Below are 16,557 nucleotides of genomic sequence, written 5' to 3'. Positions count from 1 at the left end.
TGAAAATTTTTCTTTATGTTTTTAATAGTTTCCTATGTTCATACGACGAATTATAAAAAAGGAAGGAAAGCGAAAATGGCGGAACAAAGGGATAATCAACTTGGTTTGTTATTGAAGAAATTGTTAAAAGAACGTTCTTTATCCATGCGGAAGCTGAGTGAACTTACTGATATTGACACAGCCACAATCTCCCGGATCATAAATGGTAAACGAAAAGCGCAGCCGGAGCATTTACAAAAATTTGCTGACTATTTAGGGGTTCCCATCTCTGAATTATTTATCGCTGCAGGCTTTGCAGTTGAAGAGAAAAAGGAAATTCAGCAATCTGATTTCAATATGTCTGTTGAAAGTATTCAAAAGTTACTTGAAGCCTCTAATTTAATAGATTCTGAATTTAGTATAGCAAGTGTTGAACGGCAGTTAGCAAATTATGAACAATATGCACAAACAGAAGAGGGAAAAGAAAGTATTCTCAAAAGCTTTGGTGAAAAGCTTAAAAAGATTGGCAGTTTAGGTCCTTTAATAAGCCAGCTAAAAGGTATGTTTGAGAGGTTTCGTTTAAATAACGGAACGCCAAGAGAGCTTGCAATTGCTGGGAGTGCACTAATCTATTTCATAGTATCAGTGGATGTTATTCCCGATTATATTTTTCCAGTCGGTTATATCGATGATGCTATGGCCATTCAACTTGTTGCAAATTTACTAACAATTAAGCAATGATCTTTAATTTAAGAATTTGATTTAATTCCTATAATTGGTCACTAATGAAAATAAATATAATTGATCAAAATTCGAATAATCGGGAAGGTGTACTATGGAAAGAATGCAACGTAGGAAAAAACGTCTTAGGTGGAAAAGGATCATTGTTTTAATTTTCCTCTTAATGATTGGCAGTGTAGGTGCTTATGCAACTTACCAATATAAACAAGGAGTTTCACTTGCTGAGGGCGGAAAATTTAAAGATGATACAAAAAGAGCGAAAGCTTTTCAAGGTGAAGATGTGAAGTTTGGAAGAATTAATGTACTCCTTTTAGGAAGCGATTCTCGTGGTGAAGAGCATGCCAGAACGGATTCCATTATGATTGCCCATTATGACCAGGATACTCATCAATCTAAGTTGATTTCTATTATGAGAGATACATATGTTAATATTCCTGGTCATGGAAAGCAAAAAATAAACGCAGCATATGCATATGGCGGGCCAGAACTCCTTCGACAAACCATTAAAGAAAACTTTGATATTGATTTAAATTATTACGCTATAGTAGATTTTGAAGGGTTCTCAAAAATTGCCGATATCATTGCACCAGATGGAATCGAAGTGGATGTTCCTTCTAAAATGTCGTATGGAATTGGAACGACAATAGAACCAGGAATACAAACCTTACATGGGGACAAGTTATTAGGATATGTACGTTTTAGACATGATAAATTAAGTGACTTTGGCCGGGTTCAAAGACAACAGGAAGTCATTGGCAAGTTGAAGGATCAAGCTATGAGCGTAGGAAGTATTTTAAAACTTCCTAAAATTTTAGGTGTTATAAACCCATATGTTGATACTAATTTGGATACACCTACTTTATTGTCTTTGGGAAAAGATTTGCTTACTAATCAATCTAATGACATAAAAACAATGCGTATTCCCGTGGATGGGTCGTATACAAATGAGCAATTCAAAAACGTTGGTGCAGTGTTAAGTATCAACCTGGAACAAAATAAGTCTGCTCTAAATGAATTTTTATCATTATAATCATTTTGGATTATTAAGGTAATGAAGGAGTAAAATTAAAAAATTACCCTTAAAAATGCATGATGGAAAGTGGGCATCTTGCATTTTTTTTGGAATGTCTCAATTTAATATTTTTTAGGCAGGAGTAACACTATGGATGATAAAGAACTTAATTTAGTAGAGCATCTTGATGAGTTGCGAAAAAGATTAATTATTTCAGCACTTGCTTTCATATTATTTTTTATTTTAGGAATGGTTTATGTCAAAGAAATATATGTTTTTTTTATGGGCAATCTTGATTATAAATTAATGGTTCTCGGGCCAAGCGATATTATCTGGATCTATTTTCACATCGCCACCGTTGTTGCTGTAACTGGAACAATCCCAATTGCTGCTTGGCAAATCTGGTTATTTGTAAAACCTGCTTTAAAGCCAGGGGAAAGGAAGGTTACATTAGCGTATATTCCTGCATTGTTCTTTCTTTTTATTGGAGGGTTGGCATTTGGTTATTTTTTTATTTTTCCAAATGTCATGAGCTTTCTTATCAAATTAGGAAATGATATGTTTACAACCTCTTTTACGGCAGATAAATATTTTAGTTTTTTAATAAATATGACTTTACCTTTTGGTGTAGCGTTTGAATTGCCTCTTGTCTCGATGTTTTTAACAACATTAGGCATTGTGAATCCATATAAATTAGTGAAACTCAGAAAATATGCGTATTTCATTCTGGTCATCATCGCCGCCATGATCTCTCCGCCAGAATTTATATCTCATATTTCCGTAGCAATTCCACTGATTCTCATATATGAGATAAGCGTTTTATTATCCAAAATGGTTTTCAAACGACTGCAAAAAAGTCTTAGTGTTCAAGATTTCAATAAAGATATGGAACTAATTAACTAATATAATGTAATGATTTTGTTTTTGAAATGATAGTATAAAAAACGGTTTAAAACAAAGAGTTGGGGGCTGCCAACTCTTTTACTTTTTCGTCTTACGAAAAACCTTCAATACAAAAAAAGGGAAGCCGCCTAAAGCAGCTCCTCTTTACGTTAATTTTTCGAAAGATTGCTTTTACGTTTACCGTAAAATAGATAAATAACAAATCCCACAATCATCCAAATAACAAAGCGAATCCAAGTAATGGAGGGCAGACTGATTATCAGATAAACGGAAAAACCAATTCCGATGATCGGGACAAATGGAACTAAGGGTGTTTTAAATCGTCTTTCCAGATTAGGCTGTTTGACACGCAGCACCATGATGGAAGCGCAAATTAGGATAAAGGCGGACAGGGTTCCGATGTTGACGAGTTCAGCGACTTCATTAATAGGAGTTAAACCCGAAACAACTGCTGTTACCACACCGATAATCAGTGTAGGGCGATAGGGGGTCTTATATTTGGAATGTACTTTTGCAAACCAGTTCGGGAGCAATCCATCCCGACTCATTGCGAACCATATACGTGAACCGGCAAGCATAAAGGAAAACAGTACCGATAAAATCCCAGTAATGGCGGCCGCAGAAATAATCAAGGTAATCCAATTCAACCCCACTTGACTAAAGGCTTTCGCAATCGGGGCTGCATTTCCTAACGTTTCATATGGAGCCATTCCTGTAATCACGAGGGACATGCCGATATAAAGGCAGAGAGCAATCGTTAAGGACAGGACCACAGCCCGTGGCAAGTCACGCTGCGGATTTTTCGCTTCTTCTGCAGCAGTCGTTAACGTGTCATATCCGAATACGGCGAAGAATACCAGAGCGGCACCACCCATCACACCGTGAAAACCAAATGGCATAAACGGATGCCAGTTGGCAGTATCAACGTAAAAGCTGCCGACGGTAATGACCACAACCACGATGCTTAATTTGATGATGACCATCAAGTTGTTAAATCGTGCTCCCCATTTCATCCCAATCGTAAGCAGCCCAGCAATAGCTAAACTGATAATCATAGCGATGAGGTCGATTTTATGGCCGGCACCTGTTCCTGGAGCCCCCTGTGCCCACACAGGTACATGAATGCCGATTTGCTGTAATATTTCTTGCATATACCCTGACCATCCAATCGCCACTACTGCAATAACCAGGGTATATTCAAGCAATAAATCCCACCCAATCAGCCATGCGGCTCCTTCACCCAAGACAGCGTAGCTATAGGTATAAGCACTGCCTGCGACCGGAATTAAGCCGGCGAATTCCGCATAGCATAATGCCGCTGCCGCACTGGCAAACCCCGCGATAATAAATGATAAGATAACGGCAGGTCCTGCATGTTCTGCGGCTGCCACTCCAGTCAGAACGAAAATTCCTACACCAATGATTCCCCCTAACCCGATGGCTGTCAGCTGCCATAATCCTAAGATCCGTTGGAGACCGGTACTATTTGTGCCGTCTTGCTGCAGTTCGTTAATGGACTTCTTTCTCATAAAAGATTTCATTGATTACCTCCATTTCTACCTTAAAAAGTAACAACCTATTATATTGATTGAAGTTTTTAAGGTTAATAAAACAACTATGTTTTAAAAAATGGAGATATACAAAAGTTGCCTAATACTAATCTGTTTGAAAAAAATGAAGTAAACTTACAAAAATGTTTTCACGAATACGTAATACTTGTAAAACTTAAATTTGAACCGCCTGTTTTTTTGCTGAAAAAGCCTAAAACATGCCAGTAAATGAAAATTTAGATTTGAAATATCTGAATTTTTTAATTATAATAAAAATATACTACTCGACTGTCGACACAAAAATCAAAACGATATTAAAACTGGAAAAGAGGTGTGCAAATGTTGGATTGCAATCCATTGCAAAAGCCGTTACCTTATTATCAACAAATTCAACAATCGATAAAAGAAAGCATCTTCAATGGTACTTATAAACCTGGCGATCGCTTGTATGAAGCACAAATTGCGACGTTTTATAATACTAGCCGCAGTCCGGTTAGGGAAGCGATTCGGGCACTGGTAATTGAGGGGCTGCTAGTAATGGATCAAAAGTCACAAATATCCGTCTACAAACCAAATTTACAGGATGTACGAGATATTTACGAATGCAGGATTTCCCTTGAATCCACAGCTGTTGGACTGACAGCGGAACGAGCAACAGAGGAGCAGCTGCAGGAGTTGGAAAAAACGTTAGAAGAAACAGAGCAAGCGATAAATGAAGATAAGCCTGAAACTATAGTAGAGTGTAATGCCCATTTCCACGAACAAATTATCCAGTATAGCGGGAATACAAGATTAAAGATGCTTGTAGAGGGTTTAAATGGCTTAATCCATTATTACCGTGTTTTAAACATCCAAGGGGAAGACCGCGCTTATGAGATTTTAAAAGGACATAGAGATATTTACCTGGCGATTAAAGAGAGAAATCCAAAAAGAGCAGTAGATAGATTGAAAGAGCATACGCAAGAGGATCTAAAAAACATCGTTCATGTAATTGAACAATTTGAGGAGAGATAATTTTTGCGAATCGTTCATGTTGATCAAATCATTGAAACCGTTGCCAAGCTTTGCTGGGAGGCATGCTATTACCTTCCTGAAGATGTATTAGCAGGATTTAGAAGGGCTGAGAAGACAGAAGCATCGCCGATTGGGAAAACAATCTTGCAGCAGCTTCTGGAAAATGCTGAAGAAGCTAAGGTCAATCACATGCCTTATTGTCATGATACTGGGATGGCCGTTGTGTTTGTAGAGGTAGGCCAAGATGTCCATATAACAGGCGGGAACTATTTGGATGCGATTCAAGAAGGTGTGCGCACCGGATATCGAGAGGGTTATCTGAGAAAATCAGTTGTTGGGGACCCGCTCATTCGCGTGAATACTGGGGATAATACACCGGCTGTTGTACATACTGACATCGTTCCCGGAGACCAAATAAAATTCACGGTCCTCCCTAAAGGAGGGGGCAGTGAAAATATGAGTGCGATGAAATTCTTGCTTCCTGGTGAAGGGATGCAAGGGGTTAAAAATTTTGTTTTACAAACAATTAAAGAAGCTGGCGGGAAGGCCTGTCCGCCTGTTGTCGTCGGAGTTGGCATCGGCGGAAGCTTTGATAAAGTAACCTCATTAGCAAAACATGCCGTTTTGAGGGAAATCGGTGTCCATCATCATGAACCGCATATTGCGCAGCTGGAAAAAGAACTCCTCGAGGAAATTAACAACACAGGAATAGGGCCGCAAGGGTTAGGCGGGACTAGTACGGCGCTATGGGTGCCAATTGAAACATATGCCTGTCATATAACCGCCCTGCCGGTTGCGGTAAATATTCAATGTCATGCTGCCCGTAAAAAGACGGCTGTACTGTAGGAGGGGAAGAGTGAGATGGCAGAATATCGGTTAAAAACACCTTTAACAGATGAGGATATTCAAAAACTGCAAATAGGTGATCAAGTCTTCTTAACAGGGACCATCTATATGGCCCGCGACGCCGCCCATAAAAGAATGGTAGATCTGCTTGAAGCAGGCCAGTCTTTGCCAGTTGATTTAAGGGGCGAAGTCATTTTCTATGCCGGTCCGTGTCCGCCAAAACCGGGGCAAATCATAGGGCCGGTTGCTCCGACAACAGCCTATCGTATGGATCCTTATGCTCCTGCTATGTATGAATATGGGGTAAAAGGAACGATTGGTAAAGGGCCAAGAAGAGAAATGGTCAAAGAAGCGTGTAAGCAATATGGAGCCATTTCCTTTGCTGCCGTCGGCGGGCTCTCTACGATTTTAAGCAGAAGGGTAACAGATGTTGAGGTAGTAGCCTATGAGGACTTAGGGCCTGAAGCAATCAGACGGCTTGAGGTAGAAGATTTCCCGTTGTTAGTTGCCTATGACGCGCACGGTCAAGATTTGTATGAACAGGAAATAGCCAAATATGAAAATTACAATAAAAATGCGAATAAGGAAGTAGGTATTTAATATGAAGAAACTAGAAATTGCTGTCATTCCAGGGGATGGAATTGGGAAAGAAGTAGTGCCGGTAGCAACAAGAGTTCTAGATACTGTGGCTGAAATTCATGGCGGTTTGAAATTTGAGTACAAAGAGTTTCCTTGGAGCTGTGATTACTACCTAGAGCATGGAAAAATGATGCCAGATAACGGACTAGATATCTTGAAAAACTTTGATGCTATTTTCCTGGGGGCAATTGGAAACCCTCAGGTTGTTGCAGATCATGTTTCTTTATGGGGTTTATTAATTAAGATTCGCAGAGAATTTGAGCAATCGATTAATATTCGCCCAGCCAAATTTTTTAAAGGATTGAAATCACCTTTAGTTAATCCAAATGACTTTGATTTAATCGTTGTCAGGGAAAATAGTGAGGGTGAATATAGTGAAGTTGGCGGAAGGATCCATCAAGGGGAAGATGAAGTCGCCATCCAAAATGCGGTTTTCACTAGAAAAGGTACGGAACGGGCCATGCGTTATGCATTTGAACTGGCGAAACAGAGAAGAGGCCATGTCACATCCGCGACAAAGTCGAACGGGATTTTCCATTCGATGCCGTTTTGGGATGAGGTCTTCAATGAGGTAAAAGGAGACTATGCCGATATTCAAACCGCTTCCTATCATATCGATGCGCTCGCTGCCTTTTTCGTGACAAGACCGCAAATTTTTGACGTGATTGTCGCTAGTAATCTATTCGGGGATATTTTAACGGATATTGGCGGAGCGATCATGGGAAGTATCGGGATCGCGCCTGCTGCCAATATAAATTTAAATGGAAAGTACCCATCCATGTTCGAGCCTGTTCATGGTTCAGCGCCAGATATTTATGGTAAAGGAATTGCCAATCCAATCGGTCAGGTGTGGACTGCGAAGATGATGCTCGATCACTTTGGCGAGCAAGAACTGGGCCAAAAGCTTTTGGATGCTATCGAAGATGTTACGAATGAAGGAATTAAAACTCCGGATATTGGCGGCACATCCTCCACCACTGAGGTTGGAGAAGCTATTTGCAGCCGGTTGAAAGAAGTTTGCTCTGTATCTTAAATAAAAAGTTATAAAAGGGAGGCTGCTCAAACCGATGTTTGGGCAGCCTCTTTTTGTGTTTTCCCCAAGAGGTATCGGAAGAGGGGGCAAACGGTAAAAATAGAGGTCTTATTTTGTCCGAGAAGTGTTGGAGAAATGGCAGACCGGTAAAAATAGAAGTCATATTTTGCCCCCATAGGGTCTAAAGAGAGATCAAACGGTAAAATATGCCCTGCGCATTTCAAATGAATTGCGTTCTTGTGTGCTAACTCAAACGAAAAAACCCCTAATCTATAAAAAACTAATAGATTAGGGGCTTGCAATACTATTATTTATTCTTGCTTTCTGCATCCTTAATGATATCTTCGCCGATTTTCTTAGCCCATTCATCATAGACTGGCTGAAGTTCTTTCTTAAATGCTTCAATTTCAGCTGGTGAAAGCTCATTAATCTTGGTTTGGCCGCGGTCCTTTAGTTTTTTCAATGCATCTTCATTTAATTTGGCTGCAGAATCACGGGCAACCTTTGTTCCTGCTTCAACACCTTTTTGAACAATTTCCTTCGTTTTTTCATTCAGGCTATCCCAGAATTTCGTATTGGTTAATAAAGCATAGTCCACTCGAGTATGACCCATTACAGTTGTATACTTCTGCACTTCGTCGAATTTCTTTGATTCGATATTACTAAAAGTGTTTTCTTCGCCATCAACCGTACCTTGCTGGAGGGCAGTGTAAAGCTCGTTGAATGGAATGGATACGGAACCAGCATTAAGCTTGCTGTAAATTTCTTCGAGCAACTGTCCGCCTTGAGTCCGAATCTTTAAGCCTTTTAAGTCTTCCGGTTTCGAAATGGCTTTCTTGTTATTTGTCATGTGTTTAGCACCGTTTGGCCACATGGCAAGACCATGCACGCCGTCCTTTTCTAAACGTTTAAAGATCTCTTGTCCTTTTTCGCCATCCCAGAAAGCTTCTGCAGCTGCATCATCTTTAAACAAGAAAGGCATCGCAGGGACGTTAAAGCCAGGGTCGTTACCAACCATCTTGGACATGTCTGGAATAATGAACTGGACGTTGTTGGCTACTAAGTTCTGATATTCGTCTTTATCACCGAATAACTGGCTGTTTGGATAAACCTGAACCTTAATTTTACCGCCGGATTCTTTTTCGATATATTCTTTCATGGCAAGGGCACCGGCTTGTTTAGGTGTGTTTTCTGCCACAACGTGAGAGATTTTTATTGTCAATTCTTGAATGTCATCACCAGATTTGGCCTTTTCACCGCCGGATGAGCTGCTGCTTGTTTCTTTTGAGGAAGAGCCGCAGGCTGCAAGGCTAAATACCAACAGAAGTGTTACTGCTATTACTAATAGTTTCTGAATCTTTTTCATTTGATTTCCCCCTTAATAAATAACTTGATACAAATTGATAGATTTCTGTATGGTCCGCATCCTTATCTAGTGCAACACTTGCTTCATGGAATCTGTCAAACACGAGCTGCGGCAGATTTGTCGCCGCCTCCGCATTTAAAAATAGCCCATTCGCCATTTCTAGATCTTTTCTTAACAGTTCCAGACTAAACCCAGAATCAAAACTTTCCGTTAAGATAAAGGATGGGAATTTATACTCTGTTGAACCGCTCCGGCCTGTACTATGATTAAATACATGAATCGCTTTCTCCGGTTCCACATCAAATCTCTGGAGCAATTGAACGGCCTCACAGCTCGCTAATAGATGAGTAGCAGAAAGATAGTTATTAATGGCCTTGATTAAGTGACCGCTTCCAATTGGACCAACATGAAAGAGGTTAGTGCCCATCGAGCCTAGCAAACGCTTACATCTAGTAAATGATTCCACTGGTCCTCCGATCATGATGGTTAACTCAGCAGTGACTGCCTTCTTGACCCCACCGCTGACTGGTGCGTCGATAAATTCAATATTTTTTTCTGTTAATTTTTTAAAATTCTTTCTCGTTTCATCAGGGTAGGAGCTGCTCATATCAATGATGACTAATGGTTCTTGGTGAGTGTGTTGATCTGAAGAGTAATTGTCAATAATTTGGTCTATGACTTGATTTACGATCTTAGATGAAGGAAGCATAAGAATGATATTTTGTACATTGTGAATCCAATCAGTAACATAGCCCGGTTTCCCGCCATAGCTCTGGAATTCATGGATAGCGGCTTCGTTAACATCACTGCCGTAAACAGTAAATCCGCTATTTAATAGGTTTTTTGCCATAGGCAAGCCCATTTTACCAAGCCCGATAAAACCTATTTTCTGAATCATGAAGGAAAAACTCCTTCAAGCTCTTTATGTAAAGAGCCAATCCGCGGGTGAGCACGTCCGCTCGTGGTAACGACAGCGGCAATGACAATTTCATCGTTCCGAGGTGCATCAGGGATTCTAGTTTCAAACGTCATGTGATGGCTGCGAATCTTTGCATCCATTTTGTGTTTAATCGCTAGGTCTAGACTGCTGCCAGCGGCACCTCTTTTCTCGGCAGAAGGAAGGAGGGTTTCGGCATTCCCACAAAGTGAACGAAATGGATTTCCAAACGTTAGGGTATGGATGATGGCAGAACCGTGTTCAATTTCAACCATCAAGTCCAACTAGTGCACCTTTTCCATAACCTTCAACTTCATCTCCTGTGACACCTAAAGCTTCCATTGCCTTCTTTGGCAATAGTTCACCTAGATGTTCAGAACAGGCTTTGATGAGCGGAAGAAGATCTTCTACATATTTGCCGGCATAAGGATTTTTAATGACAGCTAAAGCAGCAGCTACCCGAACGGGCTTATCTGCTTTTTTGAAACCTTCAATAAAGGTCTCCTCTGAGATGGTTACTATTTTTCTTATTTCTAATTCCATCTTTAACCTCCCCATTATAATGGATTTTGGATACAATCTACGCCCGAGTTGTCTCAACAAATGCTGATATTTCAACTATAACAAAAACAATAAATGTTGTGAATACACAAAAAATAGAAAATAAATAAAATTTTCTGTTTATTTTTTGAAAACTATCTTGTATATTTTAAATTAAGGTCCAGTTGTATATTGGATACAATCTACGGTATAAGGAGTTGATTTTTATGAAGAAACTCTTTAAATGGCTTGATCACATCGAAGAAGGTTTGGCAGGAGTGCTATTTATTGGAGGAGTAGTCGTAAGTTTGTACGGAGTTTTTACAAGATATGTTCTCAATGCGCCAGAATCATGGATTACGGAAATATTTGAATTTCTGCTTACATGGTCAATTTTTATCGGATTTGGACTGGCGCTGAAAGATAACCGGCACATCCAAGTAGAATTATTATTTGACTTGCTTCCGAAAGGACTAAAAAGGATTGTTGCAACGATTAGTAATCTAATTGGTGGTGGATTCTCCTTCTACCTTGCTTATTCTTCCATTGAATTAATAACTCTATCAAAAGAACAAGGAATTAAAACAATTGATGTCGGTATTCCAATATGGATTTCATATCTGGTTCTCCCAATCGGAATGGGACTTCTCGGGTTCTACTTTTTTGTAAAGGCTTACAGAGCGGCGAGAGGTGATCATAGAGAGCTGATCGGCGAGATTGAACAGTTATATGAATCAATGCAAAATGCTGATGGAAAATCAGGTGAGAAAGGGGTAGGAGCATGAATCCAGTCTTAATGCTGTTTTTACTTTTTGCAGTACTGTGCTTATTACGCGTACCAATTGCTGTTAGTTTGGGCTTATCAAGTGTCATCGCTTTATCAATGGCGGATTTTACCCTTTACACCGTTATTCAGAAAATGTTTAACTCCTTAAACTCAGCCACCTTAATGGCCATTCCTGGTTTTGTATTCGCCGGAATTATTATGTCAAAAGGCGGTATCTCACATTATTTAATTGAGGCATTAAAATCATGGGTTGGGCATATCCGCGGCGGATTGGCTGTTATCACCATCCTTGCTTGTATGATCTTTGCCGCCATTTCAGGTTCTAGCCCGGCAACCGCAGCGGCTGTCGGAAGTATTATGATTCCTGCGATGGTGGAAGCAGGTTATGGTAAAAGATATGCAATGGGGCTTGTAGCCGCATCAGGTACGCTGGGAATTCTGATTCCACCTTCGATTCCATTAATCATTTATGGCACGGTTGCTGAAGAATCGATTGGAAAACTGTTCTCCGCTGGAATCGTCCCTGGATTATTGTTAGGTGGAATTCTATTAATTTCTGCTATTATTCATGCAAGAATTCATAACTTTGGTAAATTGCCAAAACAGTCAATGGAGGAAAGATGGAGAAAGACTGCAAAAGCTTCTTGGGGCTTTTTGCTACCAGTCCTTATTCTCGGTGGAATCTATTCAGGTGCTGTCACACCAACTGAGGCTGCCTTTGTATCATGTTTCTATGGATTATTCGTTTCTGTCTTTATTTACAAAGAACTGCCCTTTCCTAAATTTAGAGAAGTCCTGAAGGAATCTATTAACATTACGTCGATGATTTTTCTAGTCATTGCATCGGCAATGATCTTCGGTATGTTCCTAACTACGGAACAGGTACCACAGGCATTTGCGACATGGATTGAAACAAGTACATCAAATAAATGGATCTTTATGATTGGTGTCAACATTATGTTCTTTATTTTGGGGATGTTCCTTGAATCCGTTGCCATCATTTTAATTACACTGCCAATTTTATTACCGGTACTGGCATTATTCGATATTAATGTCATCCATTTTGCAATTATTATGACCATAAATATGGAGTTGGCGATGATATCACCGCCTGTAGGGCTAAATCTATTCGTCGTCAGTGGGATCACGAGGGAAAAGGTCGGAGAAGTCGTCAAAGGGGTGTTGCCATTCTTTGCTCTGATGGTTTTAGCACTTGCTATCGTAATTATTTTCCCACAGGTATCATTGGTTTTGGCGAAATAGCCTGATTTCCAAGAAAAGAGGATCTGCTTACTCATATGTCAGGGTAAGCTGTTCTTTTTCTGTGTATCCAATATCCTAAAGGAAGGAGTTCATGGAATTGAGGCGATCATATTTATTTGTTCCTGGAACCTCCACCAGAATGTTTGAAAAAGCGCTGGCAAGTGTTGCTGATTGTGTCATTTTTGATTTGGAGGATGCCGTGGCGATCTCTGAAAAACAAGAGGCAAGAGAACGTGCGAAACATTTTCTACTAAACAACCGGCCGGAGAAAGATGTGTTGATCAGAATCAACGATATGACCACGAATTTTTGGCGGGAGGATTTAGAAGCAGCTATTGAAGCCGGGGCCAGCGGGGTCATGGTACCGAAGGCTGAAAGCGCCATTAGTATGAAGACGTTATGCGAAACAGCTCTAATTAGTCTCGAAAGACAGAAAAGAGATCTTCATTCCTTTGTCGTAATCCCGTTAATTGAAACCGCAAGGGGGATTCAATTTGCCTATGATATTGCATCCGCCCATTATTTGGTTAAAAGGTTAGCATTTGGTTCCATTGATTATTCTTTGGATGTCGATTGCGAACTAACGGATGAGGGGACAGAATTGCTCTTTGCCAGGTCGCAGGTGGTAACTGCTTCAAAAGCGGCGGGGATTGGCAGTCCGATCGATTCGGTATACCCTGATCTAGCAAATGAGGCGGGGTTAATTAATGAGTCGCGCAGAGCGAGGAGGCTTGGGTTCAAGGCAAAGCTTGCCATCCACCCTAAGCAATTGCCGCCGATTCATGAAATTTTCTCCCCAAGCAAAAAGGAAATGGAAGCGGCTTTAGAAATTGTCAATGCCTTTGAAGCCGCAGAGCAGCAAGGGATTGCCTCGATTGCGGTCGGGAATAAGCTGGTGGATTATCCGGTTTATAAAAAAGCGAAAGCGTTATTAGAGTCAGTAATTTTATAAAAGAAAAATGATGGAGGAACCACAATGGTAACCGAAAAACTAGCCTTACATATTACCAATACTTCTTACGAGAATTTTAATGAAAATGCGATCAGAGAAGCGAAAAGAAGTCTATTAAACTGGCTTGGAGTGGCGATTGGCGCGGCCAACCATGAATCGATGGATATGGTGCTTAACGTATCAAAACTCACAGACAGTCAGCCGCAAGCAACTGTACTGGGAAGAAATGAAAAAGTCGATATCCTGTTTGCCAGCCTATTAAATGGGATGTCTTCGCATATCTTTGATTTTGACGATACCTTACTAGAAACTGTTTTACATCCGTCTGCACCTGTTTTTCCAGCCATCCTCGCATATGCCGAGCAGCAAAAGAAAACCGGGAAGGATGTTCTTGAAGCGTTTATCATTGGCTGCGAGGTCGAAGCACGGCTTGCATTAAGTGTCTATCCTTCTCATTACTGGCGCGGCTGGCATATTACCGGCAGTGTGGGCGGAATTGGTGCCGCTGCAGCGATTTGTAAGCTGATGGGCTTAGATATTGAAAAAACGATTTATGCTCTGGGAATTGCAGCAACCGATCCAACTGGGTTACGCGAAATGTTTGGCACCATGACAAAGCCTTATCACCCGGGAAAAGCGGCAATGAATGGGTTATTAGCAGCACTTGTGGGCGCTCAAGGTTTTACCGCCTCCAAAAAACCTCTTGAAGCCGAGCGTGGATTCCTGAATGTCTTATCTGAAGAGAATAAAGCAGAGCTCATTACCGAACAATGGGGCGAAAAATGGGAAGTAGAGAAAAACAGCTACAAGCCTTTTGCCAGCGGAATCGTTACCCATCCAGCCATTGATGCCATTATAACAATCCAAAAGGAGCATAAACTGCAAGCAGAAGAAGTGAAGTCAATCGTTATCACGGCCCATCCACTTGTGAAAGAACTGACTGGCAAAACGGCCATTACGACAGGGCTGGAAGGAAAGTTCAGTGTCTATCACTGTGTCGCAGCCGGGTTCTTTAACCTGAAGGCAGGCGTCTATGAATTCACAGATGAATATGTCAACGACCCTTCTGTAAAAAATCTTCGTGACAAAATAACGCTTGTTATCGATGAGAAGATAAAAGAAGATCAGGTACACTTAACTGTTAAGTTAACAGATGGCCGGGAAATCTCTCTTTTTGTTGAACATGCGATTGGAAGCGCGGATACTCCAATGACAGATGAGCAAATCAAAGAGAAATTCCTGGATGTTACTGGAGAAGTCATCTGTTTGGCGGCAAAAAATGAACTCATTGACCTGATCGACCGCTTTGAAGAGGTCGAGGATTTGACTTCGTTCTTCCAGCTCTGCCAGCCAAAAGAGACCGCCAATCAATACTAAACATATCACCGAGGGAACAGCGGTTAGGTTCCTAAGGTGATTATGTATTTCTATCGAAAAAGGAGAGAATTATGGCTTTCCCAAATACAAGGGTGAAAGTAAATGTTGTAGCGAAGCCGAAGCAAAGGTCTTCCCTAGAAGTAAAAAAAATCATCCTATTGCTGCTTGGAATCGCGTTGATGGCGGGAGTTTATTTCATCCTTCCCGCCAACTATACAGGATCAGCCCGAATGATGCTTTCATGTTTGGTACTAAGTGTGTTTTATTGGACGTTTGAGCCGATCCCGATTGGCTTAACGGCGGTTATTTTATTAATCTTAATGCTCGTATTCGGAGTAGTCACTACTGATGTCGTCTATAGTGGATTTGCTTCACCCGCTGTATTTCTGATCATTGGCGGGATGATGCTGGCAAAAGGGGTCAATGATACGACACTGACCAAAAGAATTGCCTATCTTTTCTTATCAAAATGGGGAGGTACGGCTAAAGGGCTCTTGGCGAGTATCCTAATGATTCCGCAAATCCAATCTTTTTTTATCCCAGCCGCTGCAGTTCGGGCACAGCTGATGCTTCCGATTGCAACAATGTCACTTGATACCATCGGGGAAAAGGCAAAAGGGAATCTTAGAAAAATGATTCTTCTTGGCGTGGCGTTTGGCGGGACAGTCAGTGGTACTGCGGTGATGACGGCTGCGATTGGGAATATTTTAACGGTTGAATTATTAAAAGAGTTTGTTGGGATTAAAATCACCTATATTCAGTGGTTTACCTATACCTTCCCAATTTGGCTCATCATGATCCCAATCCTATGGATAACACTATTGAAAAGCTTCCCCTTAACAGAAGAAGAGAAACACTTTCCGCATGTACAACAAGAATTGGAAAATAAGCTGGAGGAATTAGGGAGGTTAAATGTTGAGGAAAAAAAGTGTTTAGCCATCCTATTGATTATCGTGGCATTATGGTTTACCGAGCCCCTGCATGGGCTGCACCCCAGTGTGCCTGCACTGATTGGGGTGGTGTTAATGGCCTTACCGGGAATCGGCTTCACCAGTTGGGGCAATTTAGTAAAAATCAATTTTGATACCGTCCTGCTGATGGGGGTAACATTATCTCTAGGCTACGCTTTCAATAAGTCGGGAGCAGCCAAGCTGATTGGAGAAAGCTTAAGTTCCGATTGGATTCTTTACTTTCTCCACTCACCGGTGGTCGCCGTCATCACGATTCTGGTGATTACCCATATCCTTCATTTAGCTGTAGCAAATGTTTCAACGGCAGTCGTCACCCTTGTCCCGATATTTATTGGCTTATCCACCAAAGCCGGGGCAGATCCTGTGCTGATTTGTTTGACAGCCTCTATAGCTTGTTTACATGGATATATTCTTGTTGTAGAAGCCACGCCAAATATCATTGTCCATAGCTCCGGACGGATTCAGCAAAAGGAGTTCATCATGCCGGGTTTGTGGTTAACGGTCCTGATGAGCGTAGTTGTACTTGTGATTGCGGTTACTTGGTGGAACTGGCTCGGACTACTTTAAGAAAATTTATGATAAATTTGCAAATCTATAGACAATTTATATTGGATTCTGTATCCTATTTTAAAATAGCGTTAATGAGA

17 protein-coding genes are annotated in these 16,557 nt (G+C 40.9%); 12 read left to right on the top strand and 5 right to left on the bottom strand.

Going from position 1 to position 16,557, the window contains the following annotated elements:
- The first annotated feature begins 75 nt into the window (after positions 1 to 75).
- The 3 genes from ACZ5B7_RS18965 to tatC all read left to right on the top strand — a co-directional run bounded on the left by ACZ5B7_RS18965 (position 76) and on the right by tatC (position 2,635).
- Complete coding sequence (locus tag ACZ5B7_RS18965; protein ID WP_464490587.1) at positions 76 to 720, top strand: helix-turn-helix domain-containing protein; 645 nt, start codon at positions 76 to 78, stop codon at positions 718 to 720.
- A gap of 94 nt (positions 721 to 814) precedes the next feature.
- Positions 815 to 1,750, top strand: coding sequence for an LCP family protein (locus tag ACZ5B7_RS18960; RefSeq protein WP_464490586.1), 936 nt, complete (start codon positions 815 to 817; stop codon positions 1,748 to 1,750).
- Between the two features lie 132 nt (positions 1,751 to 1,882).
- Complete coding sequence (gene tatC, locus ACZ5B7_RS18955; RefSeq protein ID WP_464490585.1) at positions 1,883 to 2,635, top strand: twin-arginine translocase subunit TatC; 753 nt, start codon at positions 1,883 to 1,885, stop codon at positions 2,633 to 2,635.
- Between the two features lie 149 nt (positions 2,636 to 2,784).
- On the opposite strand, the gene ACZ5B7_RS18950 is transcribed toward tatC, so the two are convergent.
- A complete protein-coding gene (locus ACZ5B7_RS18950) occupies positions 2,785 to 4,176 on the bottom strand; it encodes an amino acid permease (protein ID WP_464490584.1) in 1,392 nt (463 codons plus the stop codon).
- 348 nt (positions 4,177 to 4,524) lie between these two features.
- Here ACZ5B7_RS18950 and ACZ5B7_RS18945 point away from each other — a divergent pair, with 348 nt between their 5' ends.
- From ACZ5B7_RS18945 to ACZ5B7_RS18930, 4 genes are read left to right on the top strand one after another with little or no spacing between them, the layout of a single operon-like run.
- Complete coding sequence (locus ACZ5B7_RS18945; RefSeq protein ID WP_464490583.1) at positions 4,525 to 5,199, top strand: GntR family transcriptional regulator; 675 nt, start codon at positions 4,525 to 4,527, stop codon at positions 5,197 to 5,199.
- Positions 5,200 to 5,202: 3 nt separating this feature from the next.
- Positions 5,203 to 6,045, top strand: coding sequence for a fumarate hydratase (locus ACZ5B7_RS18940; protein WP_464490582.1), 843 nt, complete (start codon positions 5,203 to 5,205; stop codon positions 6,043 to 6,045).
- A gap of 15 nt (positions 6,046 to 6,060) precedes the next feature.
- Positions 6,061 to 6,645 carry a FumA C-terminus/TtdB family hydratase beta subunit gene (locus tag ACZ5B7_RS18935; RefSeq protein ID WP_464490581.1) on the top strand — a complete coding sequence of 195 codons (585 nt, stop codon included), beginning with the start codon at positions 6,061 to 6,063 and terminating at the stop codon, positions 6,643 to 6,645.
- A 1-nt stretch (position 6,646) separates the two neighbouring features.
- Complete coding sequence (locus ACZ5B7_RS18930; protein WP_464490580.1) at positions 6,647 to 7,717, top strand: tartrate dehydrogenase; 1,071 nt, start codon at positions 6,647 to 6,649, stop codon at positions 7,715 to 7,717.
- Between the two features lie 307 nt (positions 7,718 to 8,024).
- Here ACZ5B7_RS18930 and ACZ5B7_RS18925 read toward each other — a convergent pair whose 3' ends face one another.
- Genes ACZ5B7_RS18925 through ACZ5B7_RS18910 form a run of 4 tightly spaced genes read right to left on the bottom strand, consistent with a single transcriptional unit; the run spans position 8,025 to position 10,563 of the window.
- Entirely contained in the window at positions 8,025 to 9,083 is a 1,059-nt protein-coding gene (locus tag ACZ5B7_RS18925; RefSeq protein WP_464490579.1) for a DctP family TRAP transporter solute-binding subunit, read from the bottom strand.
- Positions 9,028 to 9,981, bottom strand: coding sequence for an NAD(P)-dependent oxidoreductase (locus ACZ5B7_RS18920; protein ID WP_464490578.1), 954 nt, complete (start codon positions 9,979 to 9,981; stop codon positions 9,028 to 9,030). Before ACZ5B7_RS18920 ends, ACZ5B7_RS18925 begins: the two co-directional genes overlap by 56 nt.
- Positions 9,978 to 10,295 carry an amino acid synthesis family protein gene (locus ACZ5B7_RS18915; RefSeq protein ID WP_464494527.1) on the bottom strand — a complete coding sequence of 106 codons (318 nt, stop codon included), beginning with the start codon at positions 10,293 to 10,295 and terminating at the stop codon, positions 9,978 to 9,980. Before ACZ5B7_RS18915 ends, ACZ5B7_RS18920 begins: the two co-directional genes overlap by 4 nt.
- A complete protein-coding gene (locus ACZ5B7_RS18910) occupies positions 10,288 to 10,563 on the bottom strand; it encodes an amino acid synthesis family protein (RefSeq protein ID WP_464490577.1) in 276 nt (91 codons plus the stop codon). The genes ACZ5B7_RS18915 and ACZ5B7_RS18910 overlap by 8 nt, the downstream gene beginning before the upstream one ends.
- A gap of 224 nt (positions 10,564 to 10,787) precedes the next feature.
- Here ACZ5B7_RS18910 and ACZ5B7_RS18905 point away from each other — a divergent pair, with 224 nt between their 5' ends.
- The 5 genes from ACZ5B7_RS18905 (at position 10,788) to ACZ5B7_RS18885 (ending at position 16,477) form a co-directional block, all read left to right on the top strand.
- A complete protein-coding gene (locus ACZ5B7_RS18905; protein WP_464490576.1) occupies positions 10,788 to 11,345 on the top strand; it encodes a TRAP transporter small permease in 558 nt (185 codons plus the stop codon).
- Positions 11,342 to 12,610, top strand: a complete 1,269-nt coding sequence (locus ACZ5B7_RS18900; protein WP_464490575.1) for a TRAP transporter large permease — start codon at positions 11,342 to 11,344, stop codon at positions 12,608 to 12,610. Before ACZ5B7_RS18905 ends, ACZ5B7_RS18900 begins: the two co-directional genes overlap by 4 nt.
- A gap of 91 nt (positions 12,611 to 12,701) precedes the next feature.
- A complete protein-coding gene (locus ACZ5B7_RS18895; protein WP_464490574.1) occupies positions 12,702 to 13,562 on the top strand; it encodes an HpcH/HpaI aldolase/citrate lyase family protein in 861 nt (286 codons plus the stop codon).
- 24 nt (positions 13,563 to 13,586) lie between these two features.
- On the top strand, positions 13,587 to 14,939 hold the full coding sequence (locus ACZ5B7_RS18890) for an MmgE/PrpD family protein (protein ID WP_464490573.1): 1,353 nt from the start codon (positions 13,587 to 13,589) through the stop codon (positions 14,937 to 14,939).
- A 71-nt stretch (positions 14,940 to 15,010) separates the two neighbouring features.
- Positions 15,011 to 16,477 (top strand): SLC13 family permease, encoded by a 1,467-nt coding sequence (locus ACZ5B7_RS18885; RefSeq protein ID WP_464490572.1) that lies wholly within the window; start codon positions 15,011 to 15,013, stop codon positions 16,475 to 16,477.
- Positions 16,478 to 16,557: the final 80 nt, after the last annotated feature.

The sequence above is a fragment of the Neobacillus sp. S1115 genome, assembly GCF_055385565.1.
Note: the sequence above shows the minus strand (reverse complement) of the source record. Positions and strands in the feature narration are given on the sequence as shown.